Annotated in this window: 25 protein-coding genes; 10 read left to right on the forward strand and 15 right to left on the reverse strand. The window is 73.7% G+C overall.

Features of this window, described 5'->3' with window-relative positions; all coding sequences use genetic code 11:
* Nucleotides 1-101: 101 nt before the first annotated feature.
* From panD to FB454_RS23520, 3 genes are read right to left on the reverse strand one after another with little or no spacing between them, the layout of a single operon-like run.
* Nucleotides 102-533 carry an aspartate 1-decarboxylase gene (panD, locus tag FB454_RS23510; protein ID WP_013288959.1) on the reverse strand — a complete coding sequence of 144 codons (432 nt, stop codon included), beginning with the start codon at nt 531-533 and terminating at the stop codon, nt 102-104.
* Nucleotides 534-563: 30 nt separating this feature from the next.
* Nucleotides 564-1,406 carry a pantoate--beta-alanine ligase gene (panC, locus tag FB454_RS23515; protein WP_013288960.1) on the reverse strand — a complete coding sequence of 281 codons (843 nt, stop codon included), beginning with the start codon at nt 1,404-1,406 and terminating at the stop codon, nt 564-566.
* A complete protein-coding gene (locus tag FB454_RS23520; protein ID WP_145753628.1) occupies nt 1,406-2,335 on the reverse strand; it encodes a Rossmann-like and DUF2520 domain-containing protein in 930 nt (309 codons plus the stop codon). Before FB454_RS23520 ends, panC begins: the two co-directional genes overlap by 1 nt.
* Nucleotides 2,336-2,528: 193 nt before the next feature.
* Here FB454_RS23520 and FB454_RS23525 point away from each other — a divergent pair, with 193 nt between their 5' ends.
* Together FB454_RS23525 and FB454_RS23530 are read left to right on the forward strand one after the other, a co-directional pair.
* The gene (locus tag FB454_RS23525) at nt 2,529-3,599 is read left to right on the forward strand and encodes an SAM-dependent methyltransferase (protein WP_186461646.1); all 1,071 of its coding nucleotides are present in this window, start codon (nt 2,529-2,531) and stop codon (nt 3,597-3,599) included.
* Nucleotides 3,596-4,765: an NADH-quinone oxidoreductase subunit D-related protein gene (locus FB454_RS23530; protein ID WP_186461643.1), complete on the forward strand. Its 1,170-nt coding sequence runs from the start codon at nt 3,596-3,598 to the stop codon at nt 4,763-4,765. The genes FB454_RS23525 and FB454_RS23530 overlap by 4 nt, the downstream gene beginning before the upstream one ends.
* A gap of 9 nt (nt 4,766-4,774) precedes the next feature.
* On the opposite strand, the gene FB454_RS23535 is transcribed toward FB454_RS23530, so the two are convergent.
* The 4 genes from FB454_RS23535 to FB454_RS23550 all read right to left on the reverse strand — a co-directional run bounded on the left by FB454_RS23535 (nt 4,775) and on the right by FB454_RS23550 (nt 9,448).
* Nucleotides 4,775-6,757, reverse strand: coding sequence for a hypothetical protein (locus tag FB454_RS23535; protein WP_145753620.1), 1,983 nt, complete (start codon nt 6,755-6,757; stop codon nt 4,775-4,777).
* A 124-nt stretch (nt 6,758-6,881) separates the two neighbouring features.
* Complete coding sequence (locus FB454_RS23540) at nt 6,882-7,886, reverse strand: glycine betaine ABC transporter substrate-binding protein (RefSeq protein WP_145753618.1); 1,005 nt, start codon at nt 7,884-7,886, stop codon at nt 6,882-6,884.
* A 153-nt stretch (nt 7,887-8,039) separates the two neighbouring features.
* Nucleotides 8,040-8,762: an ABC transporter permease gene (locus tag FB454_RS23545; RefSeq protein WP_013475008.1), complete on the reverse strand. Its 723-nt coding sequence runs from the start codon at nt 8,760-8,762 to the stop codon at nt 8,040-8,042.
* The gene (locus FB454_RS23550) at nt 8,759-9,448 is read right to left on the reverse strand and encodes an ABC transporter permease (RefSeq protein WP_013288967.1); all 690 of its coding nucleotides are present in this window, start codon (nt 9,446-9,448) and stop codon (nt 8,759-8,761) included. Before FB454_RS23550 ends, FB454_RS23545 begins: the two co-directional genes overlap by 4 nt.
* A gap of 2 nt (nt 9,449-9,450) precedes the next feature.
* Between FB454_RS23550 and FB454_RS23555 the strand changes: the two genes are divergently transcribed.
* Complete coding sequence (locus FB454_RS23555; RefSeq protein WP_091330642.1) at nt 9,451-10,443, forward strand: ABC transporter ATP-binding protein; 993 nt, start codon at nt 9,451-9,453, stop codon at nt 10,441-10,443.
* Nucleotides 10,444-10,445: 2 nt separating this feature from the next.
* Here the strand turns inward: FB454_RS23555 and FB454_RS23560 are convergent, their stop codons facing one another.
* The 7 genes from FB454_RS23560 to folP form a co-directional block, all read right to left on the reverse strand.
* The gene (locus tag FB454_RS23560) at nt 10,446-10,937 is read right to left on the reverse strand and encodes a hypothetical protein (protein ID WP_145753615.1); all 492 of its coding nucleotides are present in this window, start codon (nt 10,935-10,937) and stop codon (nt 10,446-10,448) included.
* 83 nt (nt 10,938-11,020) lie between these two features.
* Nucleotides 11,021-11,323: a hypothetical protein gene (locus FB454_RS23565; RefSeq protein WP_013288970.1), complete on the reverse strand. Its 303-nt coding sequence runs from the start codon at nt 11,321-11,323 to the stop codon at nt 11,021-11,023.
* 61 nt (nt 11,324-11,384) lie between these two features.
* Entirely contained in the window at nt 11,385-12,611 is a 1,227-nt protein-coding gene (locus FB454_RS23570; RefSeq protein ID WP_145823497.1) for an ABC transporter permease, read from the reverse strand.
* 114 nt (nt 12,612-12,725) lie between these two features.
* Nucleotides 12,726-13,214, reverse strand: a complete 489-nt coding sequence (locus tag FB454_RS23575; RefSeq protein WP_085983675.1) for a DUF3180 domain-containing protein — start codon at nt 13,212-13,214, stop codon at nt 12,726-12,728.
* 85 nt (nt 13,215-13,299) lie between these two features.
* Nucleotides 13,300-13,827, reverse strand: coding sequence for a 2-amino-4-hydroxy-6-hydroxymethyldihydropteridine diphosphokinase (folK, locus tag FB454_RS23580; RefSeq protein ID WP_123110629.1), 528 nt, complete (start codon nt 13,825-13,827; stop codon nt 13,300-13,302).
* A complete protein-coding gene (gene folB, locus FB454_RS23585; protein ID WP_013288974.1) occupies nt 13,824-14,183 on the reverse strand; it encodes a dihydroneopterin aldolase in 360 nt (119 codons plus the stop codon). Before folB ends, folK begins: the two co-directional genes overlap by 4 nt.
* Complete coding sequence (gene folP, locus FB454_RS23590; RefSeq protein WP_186461644.1) at nt 14,180-15,121, reverse strand: dihydropteroate synthase; 942 nt, start codon at nt 15,119-15,121, stop codon at nt 14,180-14,182. The genes folB and folP overlap by 4 nt, the downstream gene beginning before the upstream one ends.
* Nucleotides 15,122-15,479: 358 nt before the next feature.
* On the opposite strand from folP, the gene FB454_RS23595 reads away from it, so the two are divergent.
* From FB454_RS23595 to FB454_RS23625, 7 genes are read left to right on the forward strand one after another with little or no spacing between them, the layout of a single operon-like run.
* Complete coding sequence (locus FB454_RS23595; protein ID WP_013288976.1) at nt 15,480-15,794, forward strand: hypothetical protein; 315 nt, start codon at nt 15,480-15,482, stop codon at nt 15,792-15,794.
* Between the two features lie 14 nt (nt 15,795-15,808).
* Entirely contained in the window at nt 15,809-16,171 is a 363-nt protein-coding gene (locus FB454_RS23600) for a hypothetical protein (RefSeq protein WP_013288977.1), read from the forward strand.
* A 49-nt stretch (nt 16,172-16,220) separates the two neighbouring features.
* A complete protein-coding gene (locus FB454_RS23605) occupies nt 16,221-19,580 on the forward strand; it encodes an ATP-binding protein (protein ID WP_145823499.1) in 3,360 nt (1,119 codons plus the stop codon).
* A gap of 1 nt (nt 19,581) precedes the next feature.
* Nucleotides 19,582-21,525, forward strand: a complete 1,944-nt coding sequence (locus FB454_RS23610) for an MraY family glycosyltransferase (RefSeq protein ID WP_071097534.1) — start codon at nt 19,582-19,584, stop codon at nt 21,523-21,525.
* Entirely contained in the window at nt 21,522-22,082 is a 561-nt protein-coding gene (locus FB454_RS23615; RefSeq protein WP_145753609.1) for a hypothetical protein, read from the forward strand. Before FB454_RS23610 ends, FB454_RS23615 begins: the two co-directional genes overlap by 4 nt.
* Nucleotides 22,079-23,254 carry a M23 family metallopeptidase gene (locus FB454_RS23620; protein WP_123110627.1) on the forward strand — a complete coding sequence of 392 codons (1,176 nt, stop codon included), beginning with the start codon at nt 22,079-22,081 and terminating at the stop codon, nt 23,252-23,254. The genes FB454_RS23615 and FB454_RS23620 overlap by 4 nt, the downstream gene beginning before the upstream one ends.
* A 10-nt stretch (nt 23,255-23,264) precedes the next feature.
* Nucleotides 23,265-23,864, forward strand: a complete 600-nt coding sequence (locus tag FB454_RS23625) for a hypothetical protein (protein ID WP_047892064.1) — start codon at nt 23,265-23,267, stop codon at nt 23,862-23,864.
* 3 nt (nt 23,865-23,867) lie between these two features.
* On the opposite strand, the gene FB454_RS23630 is transcribed toward FB454_RS23625, so the two are convergent.
* Nucleotides 23,868-24,431 carry a hypothetical protein gene (locus tag FB454_RS23630; RefSeq protein ID WP_145823517.1) on the reverse strand — a complete coding sequence of 188 codons (564 nt, stop codon included), beginning with the start codon at nt 24,429-24,431 and terminating at the stop codon, nt 23,868-23,870.
* Nucleotides 24,432-24,503: the final 72 nt, after the last annotated feature.

Raw genomic sequence — 24,503 nt, forward strand, 5'->3', positions numbered from 1 at the left:
GGTGACAGACCGCGTTTCCCGCCCGTCCGCCCCGTCGATCTTGCACTAGCCGCCCCCGCAGACCTGACAAAAGGGGCGACGAGGGGGCCGCAACTGCAAGATCAACGGCGAGACGCGGCGGCGAGGGGGTTGGGGACGGGGGCGCCTGCGGTGCCGGGGGCCGCGGTCGCCGGGTCCGCCGAGAGGTCGACGACCTTGTTGTCGGCGTCGACGTGCACCACCCGGGGGCGGTACGCGCGGGCCTCGGCGTCGTCCATCTGCCCGTACGAGATCAGGATGACCAGGTCACCGGGGTGCACCAGGTGCGCGGCGGCGCCGTTGATGCCGATCACGCCGCTGCCCCGCTGCCCCGGGATCACGTACGTCTCCAGCCGGGCGCCGTTGGTGATGTCCACGATCGCGACCTGCTCGCCGGGGATCAGGTCCGCCGCGTCGAGCAGGTCCTCGTCCACAGTCACCGAGCCGACGTAGTGCAGGTCGGCCTGGGTCACGGTGGCCCGATGGATCTTCGACTTGAGCATGGTCCGCAGCATCGGGGTGCCTTTCCGCATTCGTGGTGGAGTTCAGGGACGCGGCGCGAGGTGGATCGCCGTGTTGTCGATCAGACGGGTGGCGCCGACCCAGGCCGCGATCAGCAGCCGGGCCGGGCCGGCGACCGGGCCGGGTTCCAGCTCGGTGTCGGTGAGCACCAGGTAGTCCAGGCGCGCGTCCGGCGCGTCGAAGGCCCGGTGCGCGGCGGCCAGCACCGCGCCCGCGTCCTCACCCCGCTCGGCCGCCGTCGCGCCGGCCCGCAACGCGGCGGACAGGCTCAGCGCGGTCTCCCGCTCGGGCGCCGACAGGTACCGGTTGCGGCTGGACATGGCCAGCCCGTCCGGTTCCCGTACGGTCGGCACGCCGACGATCTCGGCCGGCACGTCGAGGTCGCGGACCATCCGGCGGACCAGGGTGAGCTGCTGGTAGTCCTTCTCGCCGAAGAACGCCAGGTCGGGGCGGGTGAGCTGGAGCAGCTTCATCACCACGGTGAGCACGCCGTGGAAGAAGCCGGGACGGCTCAGGCCCTCCAGGTCCTCGCCGAGCGGACCCGGGTCGAGCCGCACCGTCGGGCGGCCCTCCGGGTACATCTCGGTCACCGAGGGCGCGAACACCACGTCCACCCCGGCCCGGCGGCAGATCTCCAGGTCGGTGTCGAGCGTGCGCGGGTAGCGGTCGAAGTCCTCGTTCGGGCCGAACTGCAGCGGGTTCACGAAGATCGTGACGATGACGTGGCCGGCGCGCTCGCGGGCGGCCCGCAGCAGCGCCTCGTGCCCGGCGTGCAGCGCGCCCATGGTCATGACGACACCGACCGGGCCGGCCATCGCCTCGCGGGCGGCCGCCAGTTCCTTGCGCGTGTGCAGCACCTCGGCCATCAGGCCGCCACCTCGATTCCGTCGAGCACGTTGCGCAGCGCGGCCGCGTCCGCCGGGCGAAGGCGGCCGACCGCGACGGCACGGTCCGCCGTCCGTCGTGCCAACGCCAGATACGCGGGTACGGATTCCGGCGCGGTCCGCGCCAGCCGGTCCAGATGCCGGCGCACGGTGCCCGCGTCGCCGCGCGACACCGGGCCGGTGAGCGCGTCGTCGCCCAGCCGCAGCGCGTTCTCCAGGGCAGCCCGCAGCAGCGGGGCGAGCACCTTCTCCGGCCGCTCCACCCCGGCGTCACGCAGCCGGTCGGCGGCCTCGTTGACGAGCGTCACCAGGTGGTTCGCGCCGTGCGCGAGCGCCGCGTGGTAGAGCGGCCGGTCGTTCTCACCGACCCACTCCGGTACGCCGCCCAGGTCGGCCACCAGCCGGGCCGCGAACGGGCGCAGCTCGGCCGAGGCGGTCACCCCGTAGGAGATGCCGGGCAGGCGGGACAGGTCGTCCGGCGTACCGGTGAAGGTCATCGCCGGGTGCAGCGCGAGCGGCCGGGCGCCCGCCTCGGCGGCCGGGGCCAGCGCGGCGAGCCCGTGCGCGCCGGACGTGTGCGCCACCACCTGGCCGGGGTGCAGCGCGCCGCTCGCGGCCAGGTCCGCTACCACGCCCGCCAGCGCGTCGTCCGGGACCGCGACGATCAGCAGGTCGGTGGCGGCACGCGCCACCTCGGACGCGGTGCGGTGCGGGGTCTGCGGCAGCAGCAGCGCCATCCGGGCCCGTGTCGCGCCCGAGGCGCCGGATGCGGCGACCACCCGGTGACCGGCTGCGGCGAGGGCCACGCCCAGCACGGCGCCGACCCGGCCGGCGCCGAGGACGCCGACGGCGAGGGTACGCGGGAAGACGAGCGGGGCAGCGGTGGCCCGGGGGCGCAGCGGTGCGCTCATGGCAGCGATCCAGTCCTCGAAGGGGGTACCGGTCGATGGCAAGTATGCGCCCGGGTGACAGACCCGAAACAAGAAGGTGTGAAAACCTTCACCGACCGCCGGAAGCCGCTGCTGCGGTGGCGGGCAAACCGCCCGTTCGGGTACGTCCCGTAGGGTCGGCCCGGTGACCTCCCCGCTGCGCTGGCGCGACGCGATGGAGCGGGCGCTGTACGGGCCGGACGGCTTCTTCGTCTCCGGTGCCGGGCCCGCCGCGCACTTCCGCACGAGCGTGCACGCCTCACCCGTCTTCACCGCGTGCCTGCTGCGGCAGCTCGAGACGGTGGACGCGGCGCTGGGGCACCCGGACCGGCTGGACGTGGTGGACGTGGGCGCGGGCCGGGGCGAACTGCTCCGGGCGCTGCTGGCGCAGGCCGCACCCGAGCTGGCCGCCCGGCTCCACCCGGTGGCCGTGGAACGGGCCACCCGCCCACCGGACCTGCCGCCGGAGATCGCCTGGCGCCCCGACATCCCCGACGGCATCACCGGCCTGCTCCTGGCGACGGAATGGCTGGACAACGTCCCAGTGGACGTGGCGGTCCACACCCCCGAGGGCTGGCGCCTCCTCCTGGTGAACCCGAAAACCGGCGAGGAGACGATCGGCCCGCCCCCGTCCCCCACCGACACCACCTGGCTCACCCACTGGTGGCCCTCGGCCGTTCCGCCCAACGCCCCGGTGATCAAGGAGTTTGTGGCCTCGGAGGGCCCGGATCAGGACACAAACTCCTTGATCAACGGGGCGGGTGAGGGCGAGGGCGGGGGCGGTTGGAGGGGGGAGATCGGGTGGTCGCGGGATCTGGCCTGGGCTGAGGCTGTGGGAAAGGTGGCGCGAGGGCTGGCGCTCGCCGTGGACTACGGGCATCTGCGGGACTCGCGTCCTGCCGACGGGACGCTCACCGGGTATCGGAGCGGGCGGCAGGTGCCGCCGGTCCCTGACGGGTCGTGCGACGTGACGGCGCACGTCGCCATGGACTCGGTCGCCTCCGCCGGTGAGCGGGTCGCGCGGTGCGCGTACTCCCTGGTCTCTCAGCGGGAGGCGCTGCGGGCGCTCGGGGCCGACGGCGGGCGACCACCGCTGAGCCTGGCCGGTCGCGACCCGGCCGGCTACCTGCGGGCGCTGGCCGCCGCGTCGGCGGCGGCCGAACTGACCGACCCGGCCGGGCTCGGCGGGCACCTGTGGCTGCGGCAGCCGGTCGGCGTCGCGCTCGACGCGGTCGTGGCACGATGACGGGCATGACCACGGACGCCGCCGACCTCCGCGAGCTGACAGTCGGTACCGGCGCCGGCGGTGAGCAGCTCGGCACCGACATGGTGCTCAACATCGGGCCGCAACACCCCTCGACGCACGGCGTGCTGCGGCTGAAGCTGGTGCTCGACGGGGAGCGGGTGGTCGCCGCCGAGCCGATCGTCGGCTACATGCACCGGGGGGCGGAGAAGCTCTTCGAGGTACGCGACTACCGGCAGATCATCGTGCTGGCGAACCGGCACGACTGGCTGTCGGCGTTCTCCAACGAGCTGGGCGTGGTGCTCGCCGTCGAGCGGCTGATGGGCATGGAGGTGCCGGAACGCGCCACCTGGCTGCGGATGGCGCTGGCCGAGCTGAACCGGGTGCTCAACCACCTGATGTTCCTCGGCTCGTACCCGCTGGAGATCGGCGCGATCACGCCGATGTTCTACGCGTTCCGGGAACGGGAGACCATCCAGGCCGTGATGGAGGAGGTCTCCGGCGGCCGGATCCACTACATGTTCAACCGGGTCGGCGGCCTGAAGGAGGAGGTGCCGTCCGGCTGGACCGGGCGCGCCCGCGCCGCCATCGCCGAGGTACGCCGCCGGATGCCCGACCTGGACAACCTGATCCGGCGCAACGAGATCTTCCTGGCCCGTACCGTCGGCGTCGGTGTGCTCTCCGCCGCCGACGCCGCCGCGTTCGGCGCGTCCGGGCCGGTCGCCCGCGCCTCCGGCCTCGACCTCGACCTGCGCCGCGACGAGCCGTACCTGGCCTACGACCAGCTCGACGTGCCCGTGGTGACGAAGACCGCCGGTGACTGTCACGCCCGCTTCGAGGTGCTGCTCGACCAGGTGTACGTCTCGCTCGACCTCGCCCAGCAGTGCCTGGACCGGGTGGACCGGATCAGCGGGCCGGTGAACACCCGCCTGCCGAAGGTGCTGAAGGCGCCCGAGGGGCACACGTACGCCTGGACCGAGAACCCGCTCGGCATCAACGGCTACTACCTGGTGTCCCGGGGCGAGAAGACGCCGTGGCGGATGAAGCTGCGCACCGCCTCGTACGCGAACGTGCAGGCGCTGTCGTCGCTGCTGCCCGGCTGCCTGGTGCCGGACCTGATCGCCATCCTCGGCTCGATGTTCTTCGTGGTGGGCGACATCGACAAGTAGCCGGCGGGGTCAGCGCCAGCGGTCGGCGGTGTCCCGATACGGCTCGCCGTGTCCACCGCGCTCCGGGCTGCGCCACTCCGGTTCCGCCGGCCGCCATTCCGGCTCGGGCCGACGCCACTGCGACTCGCCCTGCCGCGTCTCCGGCTGACGCCACTCCGGCTCGGCCTGACGCCACTCCGGTTCCGGCTGACGCCATTCCGGTTCCGGCTGACGCCATTCCGGTTCCGGCTGACGCCATTCCGGTTCGGGCTGACGCCATTCCGGGGGTGGCTGGCGCCATTCCGCCTGGCCGCTGCGCTGCGTCGGTGGCCGCCACTCGTCCGGCACCGGCACACCGCCGGCCGGCAGCGCCGGGTGGCTCTCCCCGGACCAGCGGGCGTCCGGTCCGTCCGGTCCGCTCGCGGCCGCTCCACCGCCGCGCACTGAGGCCCACCGGTCCTCGACCCGGTACTCCGTGCCGCCGCCGTCGGCGTGCACTGCGGCCCGCCGTTCCCCGAGGCGGATCTCCCGGCCCGCGCCGTCGTCACGGACCGCGGCCCACCGGTTGCCGGCACGCATCTCGGACCACTGGTCGCCGTCGGTGCCCGCCCGGCCGGGCGGCACGTCCGGTACGCCCGCTGCGGCCGCGGGCCAGGCGCCCGCCGCCCGGCCGGCCCGGTCGTCACCGCCGCCGGACCAGGGCCGCTGCTCCTCCGCCGCCGTCCGGCCCTGCTCGCTCGACCAGCCGCCCCCGGCGGTACGCCCGGACCAGCCCTGTTCCCCGGCAGCGGCCCGGCCGACACCTGCCCATGGATGCTCGGCACCGGGACGCCCGGGGTCGGTCCACGAGTGCCCGTCGTCGCCGGAGCCGGCACCCCGGCCGCCGTCGTCCGACCCGGCGCGGCGGCCCGACCGGTCGCCCGGGTCGCGGTGTCCCGCGTGCCGGTGGTCGGCCGCGTCCGCGCCCCGGGACCGGTCCTCGTCCGGCCAGCCGCCGGGGAATCCGCCGTACCGGGTGCCGGTCGGCTCACCGCCGACGATCGTGTGCCGGGTGGTGACGTGCACCGTCTCGGTGTGGTGGACCACGCCGACCGGGCGGGTTTCCGGCCGGGCCACCGGCTCGGACACCCGCGCCGCGCCGTACACCCCGCTCGCGGGCCGGTCCGGACGTACGGTGGCCCGCGCCGCCGGTTCGGCGTCGTGCCGACCGGTCCGTGCCGGTTCGGAGTCGTAGCGACCGGCCCGGGGCTGTTCGGTTTCGTAGTGGTCCGCCCGGGGCGACTCAGTGCCGTAGCGGCTGGTCCGGAGCGGTTCGGAGTCGTAGTGGCCCACCCCAGGCGAGTCGGCGTCGTAGTGGCCGGTCCGGGACGGCTCGGCCTCGTATCGGCCCGTCCGGGACGGGTCCGGGGTGTGGTGGCCCGTCCGGGACGGCTCAGCGGCGTAGTGGCCCGTCCGGGACGCGTCGGCGTCGGTTCCGTAGCCGCCGCCGGGGTACGCCGGCCGGGCCGGTTCGTCGTCGTCCCGGCCGGCCGGTTGCGACCGGCCGACGTCGGGCACGCCGGCGCCCGGCACCCGGGCCGCACCGCTCGGGCGCTCCGGCGCCGACGCCAGGGCGGACACGGGCGCGGAGGCCAGTCCGGCGGCGGCCGCGTCGAGCCGGTGCCGTACCGCGCCGGCCACCTCCTCGGCCCGTCGTGCCTGGTCGAGCGCCTGATTGCCGCGCTGGGCGGCGGCCACGATCTCGGCCCGCAGCTCCCGCCGGAGCTGCGCCAGCTCCTCGCGCATCTCCTCGGCGACCGCGCCACCGGAACCGCTCTCCGGTCGCAGCGCGATGGACAGACCGATGAGCACGACGGCGAGGATCGCCAGGACTGCGCCGAACCGGAGCGAGCCGTTGCCGTCGGCGATCAGCAGGATGAGCGCGGCCAGGGGCGCCAGCCCCACACCGACCCAGAACAGGACGGTGAGCAGGGTGGGCGTGCTCTTGTCGGCGGGCGCGACCGAGGCGGGCATGGCTGAGCAGAGTACCGAGAGTTCCACCGGAGGGGAACGGGTCGGCGCCACTCGATGAGCGGCCCGTCGAACAGGGCAGCGGTGCCGCCGGCCGGCACGCGTGGCGCCGGCCGGCGGTGGTGCGTCAGCTCGTGGCCAGCGCGGCGTCGGAGGAGAAGACCAGGCCGACGCTCGCCGAGCCGGTCTTCAGCGCGTTCTTGGTCTGCGGGCCGCCCGCGTCCAGCGAGCTGAACGAGCCGGCCTTGAAGTCGTAGACCTCGACCAGCCCGGCCTGGCACTTCGGCCGCTGCGGGCACTCCGGCGGCCCGGCCAGCACGGTGGCCTGGCCGGAGCACTTGGCGGCCAGCTCGGAGAGCGTGGACACGCCGTACTTGTCGGCGAACGCCTTGGTGACCGCGAACGCGTTCTGGTCCTGCGCCTGGGACGGCTGGCCGAAGACCAGGCCGGCCTTGTCGCCCCCGGTCTTCAGCGCCGCGACCGTCTTGTCCAGCTCCGGCGAGGAGACGGGCTGGGCGTCCTTGCCGTTGGCCTTGGTGTTGAGGAACTCCGCCATGGTGGCGGCGTACTCCGGGACGACCTGGATCTGGCCCTTCTCCAGGGCCGGCTCGTAGAGCTCCCGGTTGCCGATGGTCTGCACCTTGACCTGGTAGCCGGCCGCGGTGAGCGCGATCTTGTAGAGCTCGGCGATGGTCTGGCTCTCGCTGAAGTTGCCGGCGCCGACGGTGATCTGACCGCCCGGGCCCTTCTCGATCCCGTCGGTCACGCCGTTGGCGGAGGCGAACTCCTGCGCCGCGACCTGGGGCGTCTTGCGGTCGACGTCGACCGCCCGGTTGAGCTGGATCAGCTTCGGGGTGTCGAGCTTCGCGGAGACCTTGTCCAGCGCGGCGACGAGCTGCGGCGTGGCCGCCTTCGCGTTGATCGCCGGGATGACGTTGTCGGTGTTCTGGAGCTTCTTGTCATCGGTCAGGACGACGAGCTGGTCACCGGCCACCGGTGCACAGCCGGCCCCCGAGGCGCCCTGCTCGGGCGCGTCGGTGCCGGACGAGCCGGCGTCGCCGCAGCCGGTGAGGAGAACAGCCGCAGTGAGTGCGCCGAGCGCCCCCGCGGCCAGTGTCGTACGCGCGCGCATCAGTGCCCGCCTTCCGTGTCCCGGCGCGACCCCCTCGGGCCGGCCGCGTGTCCGACGGGCGATCCGGACGGCCACCCGCGACTCCAGCCAATATCCTCCGGACCCGACCGACAAACTCGGAGCGGTTTTCGTCATCCGATCGTCACCGACGGCTCAGTTGCCGGTCGTCGCCGCCGTCGCGCGGCGGTTCGCCCGCGTGCGTTCCCGGCGCAGCGGGCGGGGCGTGACCACCCGCTCCACCAGCGCGAGCACCCCCTCGACGAGCAGCGCCAACCCGGCCACCAGGACCCCGCCGGCGATGATCTGGCCGCCGCCGGCGGCGATGTCGAGCCCGAACCCGGCCCGGATGATCTGGCCCAGCCCACCGCCGTTGACGAACGAGGCGAGCGCGGCGGTGGCCACCACCTGCACCGCCGCGGTGCGGAAGCCGGCCGCCAGGTAGGGCACCGCGAGCGGCAGCTCCACCCGCCGCAGCACCTGCCCGCCGGACAGACCCATGCCCCGGGCCGCGTCCCGGGCCTCCGGGTCGGCCTGCCGCACCCCGGTGAACGCGTTCGCCAGCAGCGGCGGAACCGCGAAGACCGCGAGCGCCACCACCACGGCCGGGCGGCCGAAGCCGAGGAACGTCAGCGGCAGGATGGTCAGCAGCGCCAGCGTCGGGATCGCCAGTGTGACGTTGGAGACCAGCAGGACCAGCCCGCCGCCCCGGCCGCTGTGCCCGAGCCAGAGCCCGATCGGCCAGGCCACCAGGCAGCCCAGCAGCACCGCCAGCGCGGACATGCTCAGGTGCTCGCCGAGGCGGTCCAGCACGCCGCCGGGGTTGGTCCAGTTCAGCGGGTCGTTCAGCCAGACCACTGCCTGCTCGACGGGGTTCACCGGGCGGACCTCCCGCGCAGCCAGGGGGTGAGCAGGCGGCCCACGCCCGCCAGCACCAGGTCGAGCACCAGCGCCAGCAGCACGCACAGCACCGTGCCGGCCATGATCTGCGCTTTGTAGAAGTTGTTCTGGAAGCCCGCGAAGATGAGCTGCCCGAGCCCGCCCCGGCCGACCACCACTCCGACCGTGACGAGCGCGACAGTGGACACGGTCGCCAGCCGTACGCCGGTGAGGATGCCGGGTAGCGCCAGCGGCAGCTCGATCCGGAACAGCCGGCCCCACCTGCCGTACCCCATGCCCTCGGCGGCCTCGCGCACCTCCGGGGGCACCTGGTTCAGCCCGGCCAGCGCGTTGCGCACGATGACCAGCAGCGCGTACAGCGCGACCACGGTGAGCACTGTGATCGCGCCGATGCCCAGGTACGGCGCGAGGAACGCGAACAACGCCAGCGACGGGACGGTGTAGAGCACCCCGGTCACCGCCAGGATCGGGGCCGACAGCGACCGGAACCAGTACGCGAGCACCGCGAGCGGCAACGCCACCAGCGCGGCGATCACCACGGCGCGGGCGGTCAGCCAGGTGTGCTCCCGCAGCGCGGCGAGGATCGTGTCAGAGTTGTCCCGCACGTACTGCCAGGAGAACCACGGATTACCCGGGTCGGCCCGGTAGCTCAGGTGGAGGGACACACGTGGACGGTACCCCGGGAGGCACCGCCGGAGGCGGCGCGGCGTCGATCACGCTGGAGGGCATCCGCAAGCGCTACCCGGACGGCACCGAGGCGGTACGCGAGCTGAGCCTGGAGGTCGCCGCCGGCGAACTGGTGGTGCTGATCGGCCCGTCCGGCTGCGGCAAGTCGACGGTGCTGCGCATGATCAACCGGTTGATCGAGCCGACCGACGGGCGGATCCTGCTCGGCGACGACGACGTCACCCGGGTCGACCCGGTGGCGCTGCGCCGCCGCATCGGGTACGTCATCCAGAACGTCGGCCTGTTCCCGCACCAGACCGTCGCCGCGAACGTGGCGACCGTGCCGGGGCTGCTGGGCTGGCCGAAGCAGCGGACCCGGGACCGGGTCGGCGAGCTGCTGGAACTCGTCGGCCTGGACCCGGCGCAGTTCGGCCGGCGGTACCCGCACGAACTGTCCGGCGGGCAGCGGCAGCGGGTGGGCGTGGCCCGGGCACTGGCCGCCGATCCGGTGGTGCTGCTGATGGACGAGCCGTTCTCGGCGGTGGACCCGATCGTCCGGACCCGCCTGCAGGAGGAGTTCCTGCGGTTGCAGGCCGAGGTACGCAAGACGATCGTGCTGGTCACCCACGACCTCGACGAGGCGGTCCGGCTGGGCGACCGGATCGCGGTGCTGTCCGAGGGCGGCCGGCTGGAGCAGTACGACACGCCCGCCGCGCTGCTCGGCTCGCCCGCCTCGGACTTCGTCCGCGAGTTCGTCGGCGCCGACCGGGGCATCCGGCGGCTGGCCGTGACCCCGGTGACCCGCGCGGTACTCGACCCGCTCCCGGCCGACGGCGGCACCGGCCTGCCCACCGTGGCGCTCGGCGACTCGGCGTACGACGCACTCGGCGCGCTGCTCACCTCCGGCGCGGAGCACGCGGTGGTGACCGAGGAGGGCCGGGCGGTGGGGCTGCTCACCCGCACCCGGGTGCTGGCGCTGGGCGCCGTGGACTGAGGTCAGGCCCGGCCGCCGAGGCTGGCCAGCCCGACGATCCAGCCGGCGAAGAAGCCGTACGTGACGCCGGTGCTGGCCGCCTGGAACGCGGCGAACAGCGAGCCGTGCGGGCCGAGGAGCGTGGCGAACAGGGCGCTGAGCCCGCCCGCGAGCGCGTACGCGCCCCAGCCGGAGAGGAACTGGCTGCCCGAGGACGTCACCCGGTCTACCTGCGGCCCGGGCAGCAGGTACAGCAGCGCCGCCGCAAGCACGAGCAGCAGGATCGCCCGCAGGTTGGTGGCGAACACGCCCTCGTCGGCCTGCCACCGCCAGGACGGCCAGGCGAGCAGCCGCAGGAACCAGCCACCCGCGCCGGTCGGGTCGGTGCCCCGCTGCGCCCAGTCCACGTACATCGGACTGCCGCCGACGGCGACGAGCAGGAACGCGGCGAGCGTGCCGGTGCCGGCGGCCGTGCCGTACCGGGGGACGGTGCGGGGGCGGTTGCTCAGAGCCATGCGGCGGTCAGTTCCCGGCCGGTCCCGCCGGGCAAACCTGCGCAACCGGTCGGCAGCCGTCGGCCGACGGGCAGTCATCGACCTCAGTGCTTCATCAGGTAGTCGATGAAGGCGGCGCGCAGCAGCGGCGCGGACTCGTCGTAGCCGTGCCCGGTCAGCTCACGCCAGAGCGCGTTCGCCTCGTCGATGGTCGGGCCGATCGAGTTCGGCGCGCCGTCCAGCGCGGCGGCCTCGTCGGCGTTGGGCAGGTGCCGCAGGACCGACCAGAAGAAGCCCACGTCGCGGCGGTCGCGCGCCAGGTTGAACGCCTGCTCGCGCAGCTCCTCGGTGGAGAGCTTGTCGAGCTCGTCGAAGGTGCGGCCACCGGGGGCAGGAGTTTCGGTCATGCCGCCGAGCCTAACCGGAGAGATCAGTCCGGGCGCGCCGGACGCACGGCCACCGCCGGGGTCAGCGGTCGTCGGCGTCCCAGCGCCGGGGTTCGTTGTCCCAGCGCGGGGCCTCCCATGCCTCCACCGGGGTGTCGTGCTGGCGTACCGGGAGCACCGAGGGCCAGGCGTCGGCCGGTTCGGGCGGCGGGGTCATCGTCCAGCCGCCGCTCAGCGCGCCGTCCCGGGCCGGGCGGACCGGGCCGAGCGGACCCGGCGGTGCCGGGCGAGGACGGCCGAACGTCTCGACCAGCCGGGTGACGAGCAGGCCGACGCCGAGCACGGCGCCGCCGAGCGCCCACCGGCTGACCGTCCAGCCGTGCGGCACGGTCCAGGCCAGGAACACCACCACCAGGCAGACCGCGAACAGGGTGCCGAAGATGCCGCCGCGCCGCCCGTACGCGCTGGTGCCGGCGAGCATGACCGTGCCGACCGCGAGCACGGTCCAGTCCAGTCCGGTGCCGGACGCGACCTGGCCGTCTCCGTTCGCCGCGATCAGCACGCCCCCGAGCGTCGCCAGCACGGTGGATCCGACGAGCGCCAGCGCGGTCACCGTGGCGGCCGCCACGCCGCGCCGCCGGGCCGGATCGGCGACCGGTCGGAAGCGGCCGATCAGCCGGCGTACCGGTTTCATCGCGGCGAACAGGCCACCGAGGACGGCGACCGCGGCGAAGCCGACGAAGAAGTACAGCGCGCTGCCGCGCGGGTCGTAGTCGCCCTGCACCGTCACCGGCGCGGTCCGCCGTTCCAGGTAGACGATCACGCCGGCCGCCCCGGCCAGGCTCGCCGCCCATCCGGGCACGTGCAGCACCACCACGGCCAGGGCGAGCGCCAGCCCTGCCGCGGCCGCGATCGCCAGCGCCGGCAGCAGCGCCTCCCGCGTGCCCCGGTCGCCCTGCTCGGCGAAGTGCAGCGCGGCGGCCAGCGCGACCGGGCCGATCGCCAGGTTCACCGCGCCGGCCCGCAGGCTCAGGCCGGCGGCGAGGGTGAGCAGGCCGAGCGCCGCCACGTCGACGAGCAGCGTCTTCAGGGAGCCGCCGCGTAGCGCGTCCGAGTCCTCCCGCCAGAGCAGCCAGGCCATCGCGACCAGACCGGCGAGCAGCACGAACTCCCAGAGCACGTGCACCGCGATCCGGTCCCGGCCGGGTTCGCCGTGGGCCGGGTCGTCGAAGACGTGCTCCAGTACGGCAGCGGGCACCCCGGACGACGTCTCCGGCGGCGCTGTCCGGCCCGCATCGTCGTACGCCATTGGCTCGCGCCTCCCCCAGGTGGCCGCGTCCGGCCCACGGGCGGGCGGACCGGTGGCGGCCGTCGCTCTCCGGTCGCCAGGGACGGTACCGCCGGGCCGGGGTGGGGGGAACCCTCAGAGACGCCCGCGGGGCGTCTCCCGGTCACCCGGCTCGCGGTCCTCGTCGTCCTCCTGCTCCGGCACCCGGCAGGAGCGTTCCAGCCAGAGCGCGGCCGCGACCAGCGCCAGCGCGGCGATGAGGCCGCCGAGCGCGGCCGGCCGATCGTTCATGGCCGCGTTGGTCTGTTCCACGAACAGCCAGCCGGTCAGCCCGGCGTAGAAGCCGGCGAAGATGGCCCCGGCCAGCGCCGACGCCTTGGCCAGCACGACGAACCGGGCGACCAGCAGCGGGTTGACCGGCTCCCGGCCGGGCCGCCGCTCGATCCGGCCCCGGGTGTTCACCGCCGCGTAGCCCTCCAGCACGGCCAGCCCGGCCAGCGTGATCACCGGCAGCCAGGGCAGGTCAGAGCCGAGGTCGCCGTAGAAGCTACTGATCAGCAGCCAGGCCACCGCGGCGGCGGCCAGGCCGGCCACCACGAGCGTGGAGGCCCGGGTCGGCCCCATCCGGAAGCGGTCGGGCCCCTGCGGGGAGCGGTCGGTGCTCACCGCACCTCCTCAGCTCGCCACTGCCGGGCCACGATCCACCGGGTCATGTGTCCGACTCTAGCGCCAGATCGGGTCGCGGGCTCAGTTCCAGGGCGTCCCCGGCGAGCGGCTCGGCGTTGAGCAGATCGGTCAGCCAGCCGTGCCCGGGCAGCCGGCCGTGCGGCTCGATGTCGATCCACGGGCGCAGCACGAAGGCGCGCAGGTGGGCCCGGGGGTGCGGCAGGATCAGCTCGGGGTCGTCACGGAGCACCGGCTCGCCGGCGTCGTCCCAGACCGCGATCACGTCCACGTCCAGCGTGCGCGGCCCGTACCGTCGCTGCGGGTCGCGGTCGCGCCCGGCCGCCGCCTCCGCGGCCCGGGCGCGGACCAGCCAGTCCTCCGGCGCCGCCGCCGGGTCCGCGACCATCACCGCGGCGTTCAGGTACGCGGGCTGGTCGGCGTCCCCCCACGGTGGAGTCTCGTAGACGCCGGAGACCACGAGCACCCGGTCGCCGAGCGCGGCCACCGCGCCGCGCAGGTGGCCGAGGCGGTCGCCCAGGTTGCTGCCGATCGACAGCACGGCCCGGGTCATCGGGTACGCCTCATCGTGACGGCGACGTCCCGGAAGGCGTGCGGGATCGGGGCCTCCGGCTTGTGCACAGTCACCGTGGCGGCGGCCACCAGCGGCTCGGCCAGGCAGACCGCGAGCAGCCGGTCGGCGAGCGTCTCGATGAGGTTCACCGGCTCGCCGGTGATCACCGCTACGAGGCGTTCGGCGAGTTCGCCGTAGTGCACGGTGTCGGTCACCTCGTCCGAGCGCGCGGCCGGGCCCAGGTCCAGTTCGAGCACCGCGTCGACCACGAACTCCTGCCCCTGGGCGCGCTCGAAGTCGTAGACGCCGTGGCGGCCGTGCGCCCGCAGGCCGGTCAGCTCGATCCGGTCGCTCATCTGTCGCCTCCGCTCGTGCCGGTGGCCGCTTCCGCCGGCCGGGTACCGCCCATGGCCGCTGCGGTCCGCGGCGCTGTCGCTTGCCGTGGGCCGGTCGCGGTGGCGAGCCGGGGGCTGCCGGTGGCACGCCAGACGGCGAGCGCGTCGGCGGTGCCGCGCACGTCGTGCACGCGTACCCCCCAGGCGCCGGCCGCGACGGCGAGCACGCTCGTCGCGACGGTCGCGGCCTCCCGCCCGGCGGTGGGGCGGGGTTCGCCGGCCGGGTCGGCGAGCAGCCGGCCCAGGTAGGACTTGCGGCTGGCCCCGAACAGCACCGGGAAGCCCAGGTCGACCAGCTCGGGCAGGCGGGCGCTCAGCGCCCAGTTGTGCGCGGCGGTCTTCGCGAAGCCCAGGCCCGGGTCCACGATGATCCGGTCGGCGGCCACCCCGGCGGCGAGCGCGGCGTCGACGCGCCGGCTCAGCTCGTCCCGGACCTCGGCCACCACGTCGGTGTACGTGGCCAGCTCCCGCATCCCCCGCGAGTGCCCCCGCCAGTGCATGAGCACCCAGGGGCAGCCGGCGTCGCGGACCACCCGGGCCATGTCCGGGTCGGCGAGGCCGCCGGAGACGTCGTTGACCACGTACGCGCCGGCGGCGAGGACCGCCTCGGCGACCCGGGCGCGGCTGGTGTCGATGCTGACGAGGATGCCGGCGGCGCTCAGCTCGCGGACCACGGGCAGCACCCGGGCGGTCTCCGTCTCCGCGTCGACCCGCTCGGCGCCGGGCCGGGTGGACTCGCCACCCACGTCGATCAGGTCGGCACCGTCCCCGCGCAGTCGCACCCCGTGTGCGACTGCCGCGTCCAGATCGGCGTATCTGCCGCCGTCGGAGAAGGAGTCGGGCGTGACGTTGAGGACGCCCATCACCACCGGGGTCTCCGCCCGTACCAGATCGGTCACGGACCCGACAGTACCGTTCGCCGGCAGGGCTTCCGGCCACCGGGCGAGCGCCCGACGCGGCACCCCTGACGTGCGCATTGGAACAGGTGTACGATCGGTCATCCGGGCCGTCGGGGGTCGACTCTTCACGGCTTGTCGCAAAGGTGGCCGGGCCGTACGCTTTGGAATTGCCCAGCATCGAGATGGCGAAGCCTGGAGGGAGGGCCGAAGCGGGAAGAATCCCCCCAAAACTCACCACTCTGCGTGGTGGGTGACGGACTCAGCGTTGACGGCGCTGTCTCTGACGAGCACCATCCCGCCAGGCTTGCCTACTTGCACCAACGCGGCGCCGCCGGCCGCGACCTTGGGGAGGTTTCCAGTGATCGCCATCGAGCTCATGGCAACGGCGTCCAGTGCCGTGGACCACGCGCTCCACACCCTGGCGTCGACTCCACTCGCCGAGCCGGCACCGAAGGGCATCGACACCGACAACGTCGTCACCTTCTTCGCCAGCAAGATCGCGCCGATCCTGCTCGCGGTCCTCGGGGTGATCTTCATCGGCCGGGCCAGCCGGGGTGAGATCTCCAAGGTGCTGACCAGCTCGGCCATCGCCATCATCGGCCTGGCCTTCATCGCCGGAGCGGCAACACTCTTCTTCGTCGGCGACTACCTGATCAACCTGATCTTCGAGTAGGGCGCTGGGCGACGATGCGGCTGCGCACCGACGACGACATCTACCGGGCACGCCTCGTCTACCTGGGGCCGCCCGGGTACACCCTTCCCGTCCACCTGCCGTACGCCCAGTACGGCCTGTTCATGCTGCTCGTACCCCTCTACATGTTCATCCACTGGTTGTTCACGCTCCAGGTCGAGCTGTTCCCCGCCTGGGAGATCTCGCTGGCGATCGTGACGACCTCGTTCATCTTCCGGTACGTCGACCCGGACCGGCCCGCGCGCATGGTCATCCGGACCGCGCTGACCGACTGGCGACGCACCCGGGAACCGGCCACCGAGCAGCGGGATCCGCGGCTCGTCGCGAGCCGGATCAGGATCCGGGAGGAACTGGCATGACCGGGCGTACGACAACCGTGCAGACGAACGACGCGGGTGAGGCGGTCGCATGAGTCGCTCTTCCACGCCGGGTTCCCCGGCCGGGCCCAACGGTAACCGTGCGCGATCGTTCGACTACCCACCGGACGAGGATCTGGACGAGGTCGTCCTCGACAGCGCGCTCGTCACCAGCCCCGGGCACAGCCGCGTCGGCGTGTTCCAGCCGCCGCGACCGATGACCCCGCGCGAGCCGGTACGCCCCGACGGCGACATCGACTCGCCCTTCCTCGACCTGTTCGGCGGTGCGCAGCCCCGCCGGCGGCCCGCCGCGTCCACGCCGCCCGCACCGGTCGAGCCGGTGGTGGCGCCACCCCGCCGCGGCGTCGGCCGCGAGCCCCTGCCGATCCCGCACCAGCCCGCCGTGCCGGTCGAGCCGGCGCCCCGGGCCGAGCCGGAACCGCCGGTCCGCGAGCAGACCCCTGGGGTACGCGCGGTCGGGCGACCCCGGCCCGAGCCCGTGCACGCCGCGCCGCTGCCGGTCGAGCCGCCCCTGCCCGACCCGCCGGCCGCGCTCGCCCCGCCGCCGCCGTCGCGTAGCCGGGTTCCGCAGCAGGCCGGTGACCGGCTGCCCGCTCTCCGCCCCCCGGCCGAGCCCGAGCCGGCGCTCCCGCCGCCCCCGCAGATCCCCGCCCCCGCGCCCGCCGAATACCGGGAGCCGGATCTCGCTGCGGCGGACCCGCTCGCGGCCGGCGCGGCGCCGTCGCGGGAGGTCGGCCGTCCGGCGCACCGCGAGGTGACGCCGCCCCGGCAGCGCACGCCGGAACGCCGCAACCGGCCGACCAAGCCGGTCCGGGTCCGCGCCCCGAAGATCAAGTTCGGCGACCGGGATCCCTCGGTCGAGCTGGCCATCACCGAGATCGCCGGGCACCTCACCTTCACCCCCAACACCGTCACCGCCTGGTACTGGCTGCCCGAGGTGCGGTGGGCGTTCCGGCCGGACGCCGAACGCGAGGCCCTGCTCTCGGCGATCTCCGAGCAGTACGCCGGACTCGCCGGGTTCCGGCTGCACCTGCGCCGCACCACCCGGCCCTTCCCGGCCGACGAGTGGGCCCGCACCATCGACGCGCACACCGCCGCGCCGCTGCCCGACGTACCGGGCACCACCGGCTGGGCCGACCACCTGGTCGCCGCCCAGCGGCACCTGATGGCGGTCAACCACGCCGAGGGCCAGACCTACCTCGGTGTCACGTTCGCCCGCCGGTCGCTCGGCGACTCGCTCACCGAACGACTCCTGCGCACGTTCGGCCGGGGCACCGCCGACGGCGAGCGGCGCCGGCTGAGCCGTACCGTCGAGCAGTTCGACGAGGTCCTCGGCGCGTTCGGCATGCGCGGGCGCCGGGTCACCGCACCCGAGCTGGAATGGCTGCTCTACCGCTCGGTGGCGCTGTGCATGGCCCCGCCCGGCGTCCTGTCCCCGATCACCAGCGGCCGGTGGGAACGCGGCGACCTGCTGGCCCTCACCGAGCAGGTCGAGCGCTACCGCACCCCGTACGGCTCGACGGTGAAGCTGGTCAACCGGATGACCGGCGAGGAACGCCATGTCGCCGTGCTCGCGGTCGGCCGGATGGAGCCGCTGGAGATCCCCGAGCGGCACGAGCCCTGGCTGCACTTCCACGAGCGCCTGCCGTGGCCGATGGAGCTGTCCACCCGCGTCGACATCCTCGGCCCCAACGACTCCTTCCGGAACCTCGAACACCGGCTCCGGATGATCCGCTCCCAGCAGCTCGACTACGCCGAGCACGGCATCGACGCCCCGCCCGAGCTGGAACGGCTGGCCAAGCGCGCGCTGGTGATCGGCGACGAGATGACCACCGGTCTGCCCGTCGACTCGGCCCGGGCACACGGCTGGCACCGGATCGCGGTCGGCGGGCGTACCCGGGAGGAGTGCCTGGAACGGGCCCGGCGGCTCATCCAGCTCTACTCCCGCGAGCTGCGGATCTCGCTCCAGCACCCGAAGAACCAGGACTGGCTGGCCCGCGAGTTCATCCCCGGCGAGCCGATCGCCAACACCGGCTACGTCCGGCGGATGCCGGTCAACCTGCTCGCCGCCGCGCTGCCCCAGGCCGCGTCCACAGTCGGCGACCGGCGCGGCGACCTGATCGGGCGGACCGCCGGCACCTGCCGCCGGCCGGTCTTCCTCGACCTGCACTTCCCGATGGAGGTACGCGAGCGCTCCGGCCTCGCCGTCTTCGTCGCCGAACCCGGCGGTGGCAAGTCGACGCTGCTCGGCGCGCTCGGCTACCTGGCCGCGCGCCGCGGCGTGCAGGTGACGCTGCTCGACCCGTCCGGCCCGCTGGCCCGCCTCTGCGCCATGCCCGAGCTGGCTCCGTACTCCCGGGTGCTCAACCTGACCGGCTCGGAACAGGGCACGCTCGCGCCGTACGCGCTGATCCCGACGCCGTTGCGCAGCGAGTTCGGCGCCGGTCCGGCGGGCGACCGCGAGTTCGAGATCGCCGTGTCGAACGCCCGCGCCGAGCGCCGGATGCTGGTGCAGGACATCTGCATGATGCTGGTGCCGCCGCAGGTGGCCCGGGAGGCGTCCACCGCCACGCTGTTCCGGCACGCCGTACGCCAGGTGCCGGCCGAGGAGACCTCCACGCTCGACGACGTGGTGACCTGCCTCCAGGGGCTCGACGACGACGCCGGCCGCGAACTGGCGCACCTGCTGCTCGACACCGCCGAGATGCCGCTGGCCATGCTCTTCTTCGGCCGGCCGCCGGAGGGGCTGCTCGGCGCCGACGCCGCGCTCACCGTCATCACCATGGCCGGTCTGCGGCTCCCCGACCTCAAGATCGAGCGGGAGTACTGGTCGGCCGAGGAGGCGCTCGCGCTGCCGATGCTGCACACCGCGCACCGGCTCGCCGTACGCCGCTGCTACGGCGGGTCGATGTCCTCCCGGAAGCTGGTCGGCCTCGACGAGGCACACTTCATGGAGGGCTGGCGGTCCGGGCGCTCGTTCCTGGTGCGGCTCGCCCGCGACTCCCGTAAGTGGAACCTGGCAGCGCTCGTCGCGTCGCAGAACCCGAAGGACATCCTCGGCCTCGACGTGCAGAACCTCGTCTCCACCGTCTTCGTCGGCCGGATCGCCGAGGACAGCGAGATCGCCTCCGAGGCGCTGCGCCTGCTGCGGGTGCCTGTCGACGACGGTTACGAGGCCACACTCGCCTCGCTCTCCCAGGCGGACAGCGGATCGGCCAACCGGCTCGGCTTCCGCGAGTTCGTCATGCGCGACGTCGACGGGCGCGTGCAGAAGGTCCGGGTCGACGTGTCGTACGTCGACGGGCTGCTGGAGCACCTGGACACCACCCCCGCCGCGGTCGCCCAGGCCGCCGGGATACTGCCGACCGTCCTGGCTGATCTGGAGGCGTGACATGGCGAGGGCCCGGGCACGGATCGCGGCGCTCCTCCTCGCGCTCGGCGTACTCGCCGGGGCCACGATCTCCTGGCCGGTGATCGGGGCGGCCACACCCGCGTACGCCGCCGCGCCGGTCACCCAGGCGCGGGCCGAGCTGTGCACCACCAAGGAGTGGCAGGCCGATTTCCGGTCCTGCGTCGGCAGGCTCAAGGCGGTCAGCGAGGACCAGGTCGAGTGCCGCAACGCGCCGGTGCCCGCCGCGCCGGACTCGGGCCTGGCCGGCTGGTTCGCGTCCCGGCCCGACTCGGCGAAGGAGCCCGGCCCGAAGGGCCTCTACAGCGACTACGGGTACGCCGGGTACAGCTACAACACGTACGACATCGACGGCGGCTGCGCTTCCTCCGTGCTGCATCCGGACTACCGCTTCACGACGATGGTCGCCAACGGCGAGTTCATGTTCGCCAACGCGGTGATCGGTGCCTCGAACGCGCTGCGCGAGCGCGCCTGGGATCCGCGGACGATGTGGAGCTGGGCCGACCCGCTGGTGGAGCAGGCCACCAAGGCCGTCTACCAGAAGGTGTTCAGCGTCTTCGGCATCATCACCGTCTGCGTGGTCGGCCTCTACCTGCTCTGGCGGTCCCGCCAGTCGGACATGAGCAACGCGATGACCACCGCGGGCTGGGCGCTGCTGGTGATGGTGGCGGTGACCGCGCTGGCCGCATGGCCGGTCAAGTCCGCGAACATCGCCGACAACACGCTGATCAGCACTCTGGGCGTGGTGCACGACGCGGTCGGCCCGTCTACCAAGGACACCCCGCCAGGCCAGTGTGACGACCCGAATCCGCAGGCGTGCAAGGATCACCGTCCCCCCGCCGTGCGCGCGAGCGACACGGCGACCGAGACGATGCTCTACCGGAACTGGCTGCGCGGTGTGCTCGGTTCGGCGGACAGCGAGACCGCGAAGAAGTACGGCCAAGCGCTCTACGACGCGAAGTCGCTCACCTGGGACGAGGCCGCGTCGATCCGGTCCAACCCGGCCACCCGCGACGTGGTCATCAAGGCCAAGCAGCAGCAGTGGGCCAAGGTCGCCGAGCAGATCAAGACCGAGGACCCGGAGGCGTACGAGTACCTCCAGGGCACCCGGGACATGGACCGGATCGGCGCCGGTTTCATCGCGGTGCTGGCCTCGGTGTTGTTCGCCATGTTCGACCTCACCGCGTCGCTGCTGGTGCTGCTCGGCTTCCTGATCTTCCGCTGGGCGGTGATCGCCGCACCGATCCTCGGCACTGTCGGCCTGATGCGCCCGGCCAGCGCCGGCCTTCGGCGGCTGGCGAACGCGGTGGTCGCCGCCGTCTTCAACATCGCCATCTTCGGCACCGGCGCGGCCATCTACCTCTTCGCCGTCGACCTGATCATGAACACCGCCACGCTGCCCGGCTGGCTCCAGGTGGTCCTGGTCTGGCTCTGCGGTGTGGTCGGCTGGTTGCTGCTGCGGCCGTACCGCCGGATCACCCAGCTCGGCGGCAAGGACAGCAGCGAGGCAGTCAGCTCGGCCGGCTCCTGGCACCGCCGGTTCTTCCGGGACATGCGGATCGCCGCACGGCTGGACGTGGCCGAGCCCGGCGGCACCAACGAACCGGCGATCGGCAAGCGCCGCACCGTCACGGCCGACCAGCGCAGCCTCCGGCCGGAGGCCCGGCACGAGGATCCGGCGCACAGCGCCACACCCGCCGAGCGGGAACGGCCGGACGGGCGGGAAAGGCCGGAGGAGGCGCCCGCGAGCGGACGGCCGGGTGAGCGTCCCGGTGGCACTCCCCGCCCCCGGCGCGCACCGTCGACCTGGACCGAGCCGGACGTGCCGGAGGAGGCGCCCTCCTACGCTGTCTACCGGCCGGACTCGGCGGGCCGCGGCACCGCACCGGCCCGGCCGGCGCCGCGCATCCGCTCCGAGGCCCGGTGAGTCCGGTGCGACGCGCGCTGGAATTCCTCTTCACCCGGGTCCTCCGGTCCCGGATCGGGGTCGCTCTCATGATCGCCGTGCTGGTCTTCGGGGTGATCGGCGCGGCCCGCCTCGTCGCCGGACCCGGCGATCCGGGCCTCGGCCTGACCAGCCGCCCCACCCAGCCGATCAGCACCGCGGACCCGGAGGCCGGTGACGACGGCGTGCTCGCCAGTCCGCCGACTGCGGTCGCCCCGAAGACCCGGCCGGGCGAGGACACGCCGGAGCAGGTCGCCGGTCGGTTCACCACCGCGTGGCTGAGCGGCCCGGGCAGCAGCGGCGACGCGTGGCAGGCCCGCCTGCGGCCGCTCTCCACCCCGGCGCTGGCCGAGAAGATGACTGATGCCGACCCGGAGACAGTGCCCGCACGGAAGACCACTGGTGCCCCGACGCTCCGGCCCCGCACCGAGTCCTTCGTGGAGGCGGTGGTTCCGCTGGACAACGGCACGCTCCGGCTCGAACTCGTCGCACCGGACGGACCCTGGCTGGTGGACGCGATCGACTGGGAGCGGTCGTGACCGCCGGCCCGGCCGTCGCCGGACAGGTCCGCCGGAAGCTGCGCCTGGGCGTGGTCGCCACCGTCGTCACGAGCGTGCTCGCCCTGCTCTGCTGTGTCGGCGGGGCCGGCGCCTTCCTCCTCACCGAACTCGGCGGCGACGAGGACGACCCGAAGCTCGCGGCCCTGAACTGCGACCCCACCTACCAGGTGAACCTGACCGGCGACATGCCGCGCTTCGCCGAGTACGGCGAGCGTCAGCTGCGCAACGCCGCGGTCATCATCAAGGTCGGCCAGGACATGAAGCTCCCCGCTCGCGGCTGGGTGATCGCGCTGGCCACCGCGATGCAGGAATCAGCGCTGCGCAACCTCGCCAACAGCACGGTGCCGGCGTCGCTCGCGCTGCCGCACGAGGGGGTCGGCGCCGACCACGACTCGCTGGGCCTGTTCCAGCAGCGGCCCGGGTGGGGCAGCGTCGAGCAGCGGATGACGCCCTCGTACGCGGCCCGCAAGTTCTACCAGAAGATGGAGAAGGTGCCGGACTGGCAGCAGCGCCCGCTCACTGTGGTCGCCCAGAAAGTCCAGGTCAGCGCCTACCCCGACGCCTACGCCAAGCACGAGGAACTGGCCGGAGCCATCGTCGACGCGCTGGCCGGCGGCGCCGCCCGGACCGTGGAGATCGCCGGCAAGGCGGTGTGCGACGCCGCGGCCGGAGACCGGATCGCCGCCTCCGGCTGGACCGCGCCGCTGCCCGGCGGTGTGGTCTCCGGTTTCCGCACCACGGCCCGCCCCAGCCACCACGGCGTGGACCTGGCCGCCTCGAAGGGCACGCCGATCCACGCCGCCTCGGCGGGCCGGGTGCTGGTGGCCCGCTGCGACCCCGACCGCTCCGGGCGGCGGGACTGCGACCGGGACGGCTGGCCGAACAAGGGCGGCTGCGGATGGTTCGTGGACATCCTGCACGCCGGCGGATTCATCACCCGCTACTGCCACATGGTCGAACGACCTCGCGTGGTGCCGGGTCAGGCGGTCGAGGCGGGCGAGGTCATCGGGATCTCCGGCAGCAGCGGCAACTCGTCCGGCCCGCACCTCCACTTCGAGGTGCACAAGAACGGCGACCGGTCCAGCAACGGAGCGGAGAACCCGGTGCCCTTCATGCGCAAGCGGGGCGCGCCCCTCGGCGAGACCGGGTGAGGCCGGGCGGATGAGCAACCCCCTGCCCGACCCGTTCGCCGACCGGCCCGACTGGGCGCCGCTGCCGCCCCGGCCGGTGGAGACCGTGCCCGCCACCGGCGGCACCGAGCTGCGCGGCCGCCGCGTGCTCGTCGGCCTGCCCGGCCTCGGCTGGCGTGGCGACCTGCGGGCCGACGAGCGGGTGGTGCAGGGCAGCCGCACCTACGTACCGGTGATCCCGGAACACGAGTGGTACCGGGCCGAGGCCGAGCAGGTGGAGGTGTTCGCGCCGCTGGTACCTGTGGAACGGGTCTGGGTGGAGACCATCGGCGAGCGGCGGCCGGCTGCCGGGGCGAGCGCCCCGGGTCTCCGGCTGGTCTCGCTGGACGTGCCGGAACGCCGGCCACCCACGCCGGTGTTCGAGGCCGACGCGGTGACCGGGCGGCGCGTGGTGCACGTGGACAACGGCGTGGAACGACGCGACCTGCGTGCCGTCACCGAGACCTACTCCGGCGCGGACGGCGACATCTGCGTGCGGGTGGCCCCGGAACTGGAGTGGTACCGATGGGCCTGGCGCGGCCAGGCGCCGACCACGTTGGAGGTGCCGGTGCACCTGCTCTGGCTTGAGTAGGCCTCAGCCGACCTTACTCGCACCGCAGACGCGCCAGCCGTCCTTGTTGTCCGTCAAGTCGAATCGCCACATTTCCCGACGACTACTTACCGATTGGCCATCTCTTGAGCTGGAGATGGCAAGTGTCGTGGTAACCGATTCGCCCGATCCATTGTCGGCTTGAAGCAATGGGCCCCAGCTCACTTTGATCGAGACGCCGAAGTTGGCCTCGCGCTGCTCAAGCTCGGTCCTGAGATCACGCATGCCACCGATCCCGTCACTGTCATTACAAGTGAATTCCTGGGCCTTCGTGTCGTTCCGGTCGATAAGGTAGGCCCGGATGTAGTTGGCCACCACGACGTCGGGGGCGCTTCGGTCCGGGGCGGTCGCGCGGTCGTACAGCACGAACCCGACCACACCGCCCACGGTGCACAGCACCGCCAGCACCCCCGCGACGACAGCGAGCACTGTGCGCACCGGACGCTTGGGGCGTACCGGGGCGGGAGCGGGCGCGAGGGGCGCCAACTGCTCCGGCGGGGTCCGCTGCGCCGGTACTCGGGACACCTGGGAACCGGCGGGGGGCTGCACTGATTCCACCTCCTGAGGCTATCGGCTGCGCGGCGCGTACCCAATGCCTGGAACCGGCGGATCGTGGCGAAC

The organism is Micromonospora sp. CNZ297 (assembly GCF_007827625.1).

What these genes read in the sequence shown, in the direction of transcription:
- FB454_RS23625 (WP_047892064.1), top strand. Translation starts at nt 23,265, where the DNA reads ATGAGCAACCCCCTGCCCGACCCGTTCGCCGACCGGCCCGACTGGGCG.
- panC (WP_013288960.1), bottom strand. Translation starts at nt 1,406, where the DNA reads ATGGCCGAGGTGCTGCACACGCGCAAGGAACTGGCGGCCGCCCGCGAG.
- FB454_RS23560 (WP_145753615.1), bottom strand. Translation starts at nt 10,937, where the DNA reads ATGGCTCTGAGCAACCGCCCCCGCACCGTCCCCCGGTACGGCACGGCC.
- FB454_RS23535 (WP_145753620.1), bottom strand. Translation starts at nt 6,757, where the DNA reads ATGCCCGCCTCGGTCGCGCCCGCCGACAAGAGCACGCCCACCCTGCTC.
- FB454_RS23565 (WP_013288970.1), bottom strand. Translation starts at nt 11,323, where the DNA reads ATGACCGAAACTCCTGCCCCCGGTGGCCGCACCTTCGACGAGCTCGAC.
- folK (WP_123110629.1), bottom strand. Translation starts at nt 13,827, where the DNA reads ATGACCCGGGCCGTGCTGTCGATCGGCAGCAACCTGGGCGACCGCCTC.
- FB454_RS23610 (WP_071097534.1), top strand. Translation starts at nt 19,582, where the DNA reads ATGGCGAGGGCCCGGGCACGGATCGCGGCGCTCCTCCTCGCGCTCGGC.
- FB454_RS23605 (WP_145823499.1), top strand. Translation starts at nt 16,221, where the DNA reads ATGAGTCGCTCTTCCACGCCGGGTTCCCCGGCCGGGCCCAACGGTAAC.
- FB454_RS23575 (WP_085983675.1), bottom strand. Translation starts at nt 13,214, where the DNA reads ATGGGGCCGACCCGGGCCTCCACGCTCGTGGTGGCCGGCCTGGCCGCC.
- FB454_RS23540 (WP_145753618.1), bottom strand. Translation starts at nt 7,886, where the DNA reads ATGCGCGCGCGTACGACACTGGCCGCGGGGGCGCTCGGCGCACTCACT.
- FB454_RS23600 (WP_013288977.1), top strand. Translation starts at nt 15,809, where the DNA reads ATGCGGCTGCGCACCGACGACGACATCTACCGGGCACGCCTCGTCTAC.
- FB454_RS23520 (WP_145753628.1), bottom strand. Translation starts at nt 2,335, where the DNA reads ATGAGCGCACCGCTGCGCCCCCGGGCCACCGCTGCCCCGCTCGTCTTC.
- panD (WP_013288959.1), bottom strand. Translation starts at nt 533, where the DNA reads ATGCTGCGGACCATGCTCAAGTCGAAGATCCATCGGGCCACCGTGACC.
- FB454_RS23570 (WP_145823497.1), bottom strand. Translation starts at nt 12,611, where the DNA reads ATGGCGTACGACGATGCGGGCCGGACAGCGCCGCCGGAGACGTCGTCC.
- folB (WP_013288974.1), bottom strand. Translation starts at nt 14,183, where the DNA reads ATGAGCGACCGGATCGAGCTGACCGGCCTGCGGGCGCACGGCCGCCAC.
- FB454_RS23525 (WP_186461646.1), top strand. Translation starts at nt 2,529, where the DNA reads ATGGAGCGGGCGCTGTACGGGCCGGACGGCTTCTTCGTCTCCGGTGCC.
- FB454_RS23530 (WP_186461643.1), top strand. Translation starts at nt 3,596, where the DNA reads ATGACGGGCATGACCACGGACGCCGCCGACCTCCGCGAGCTGACAGTC.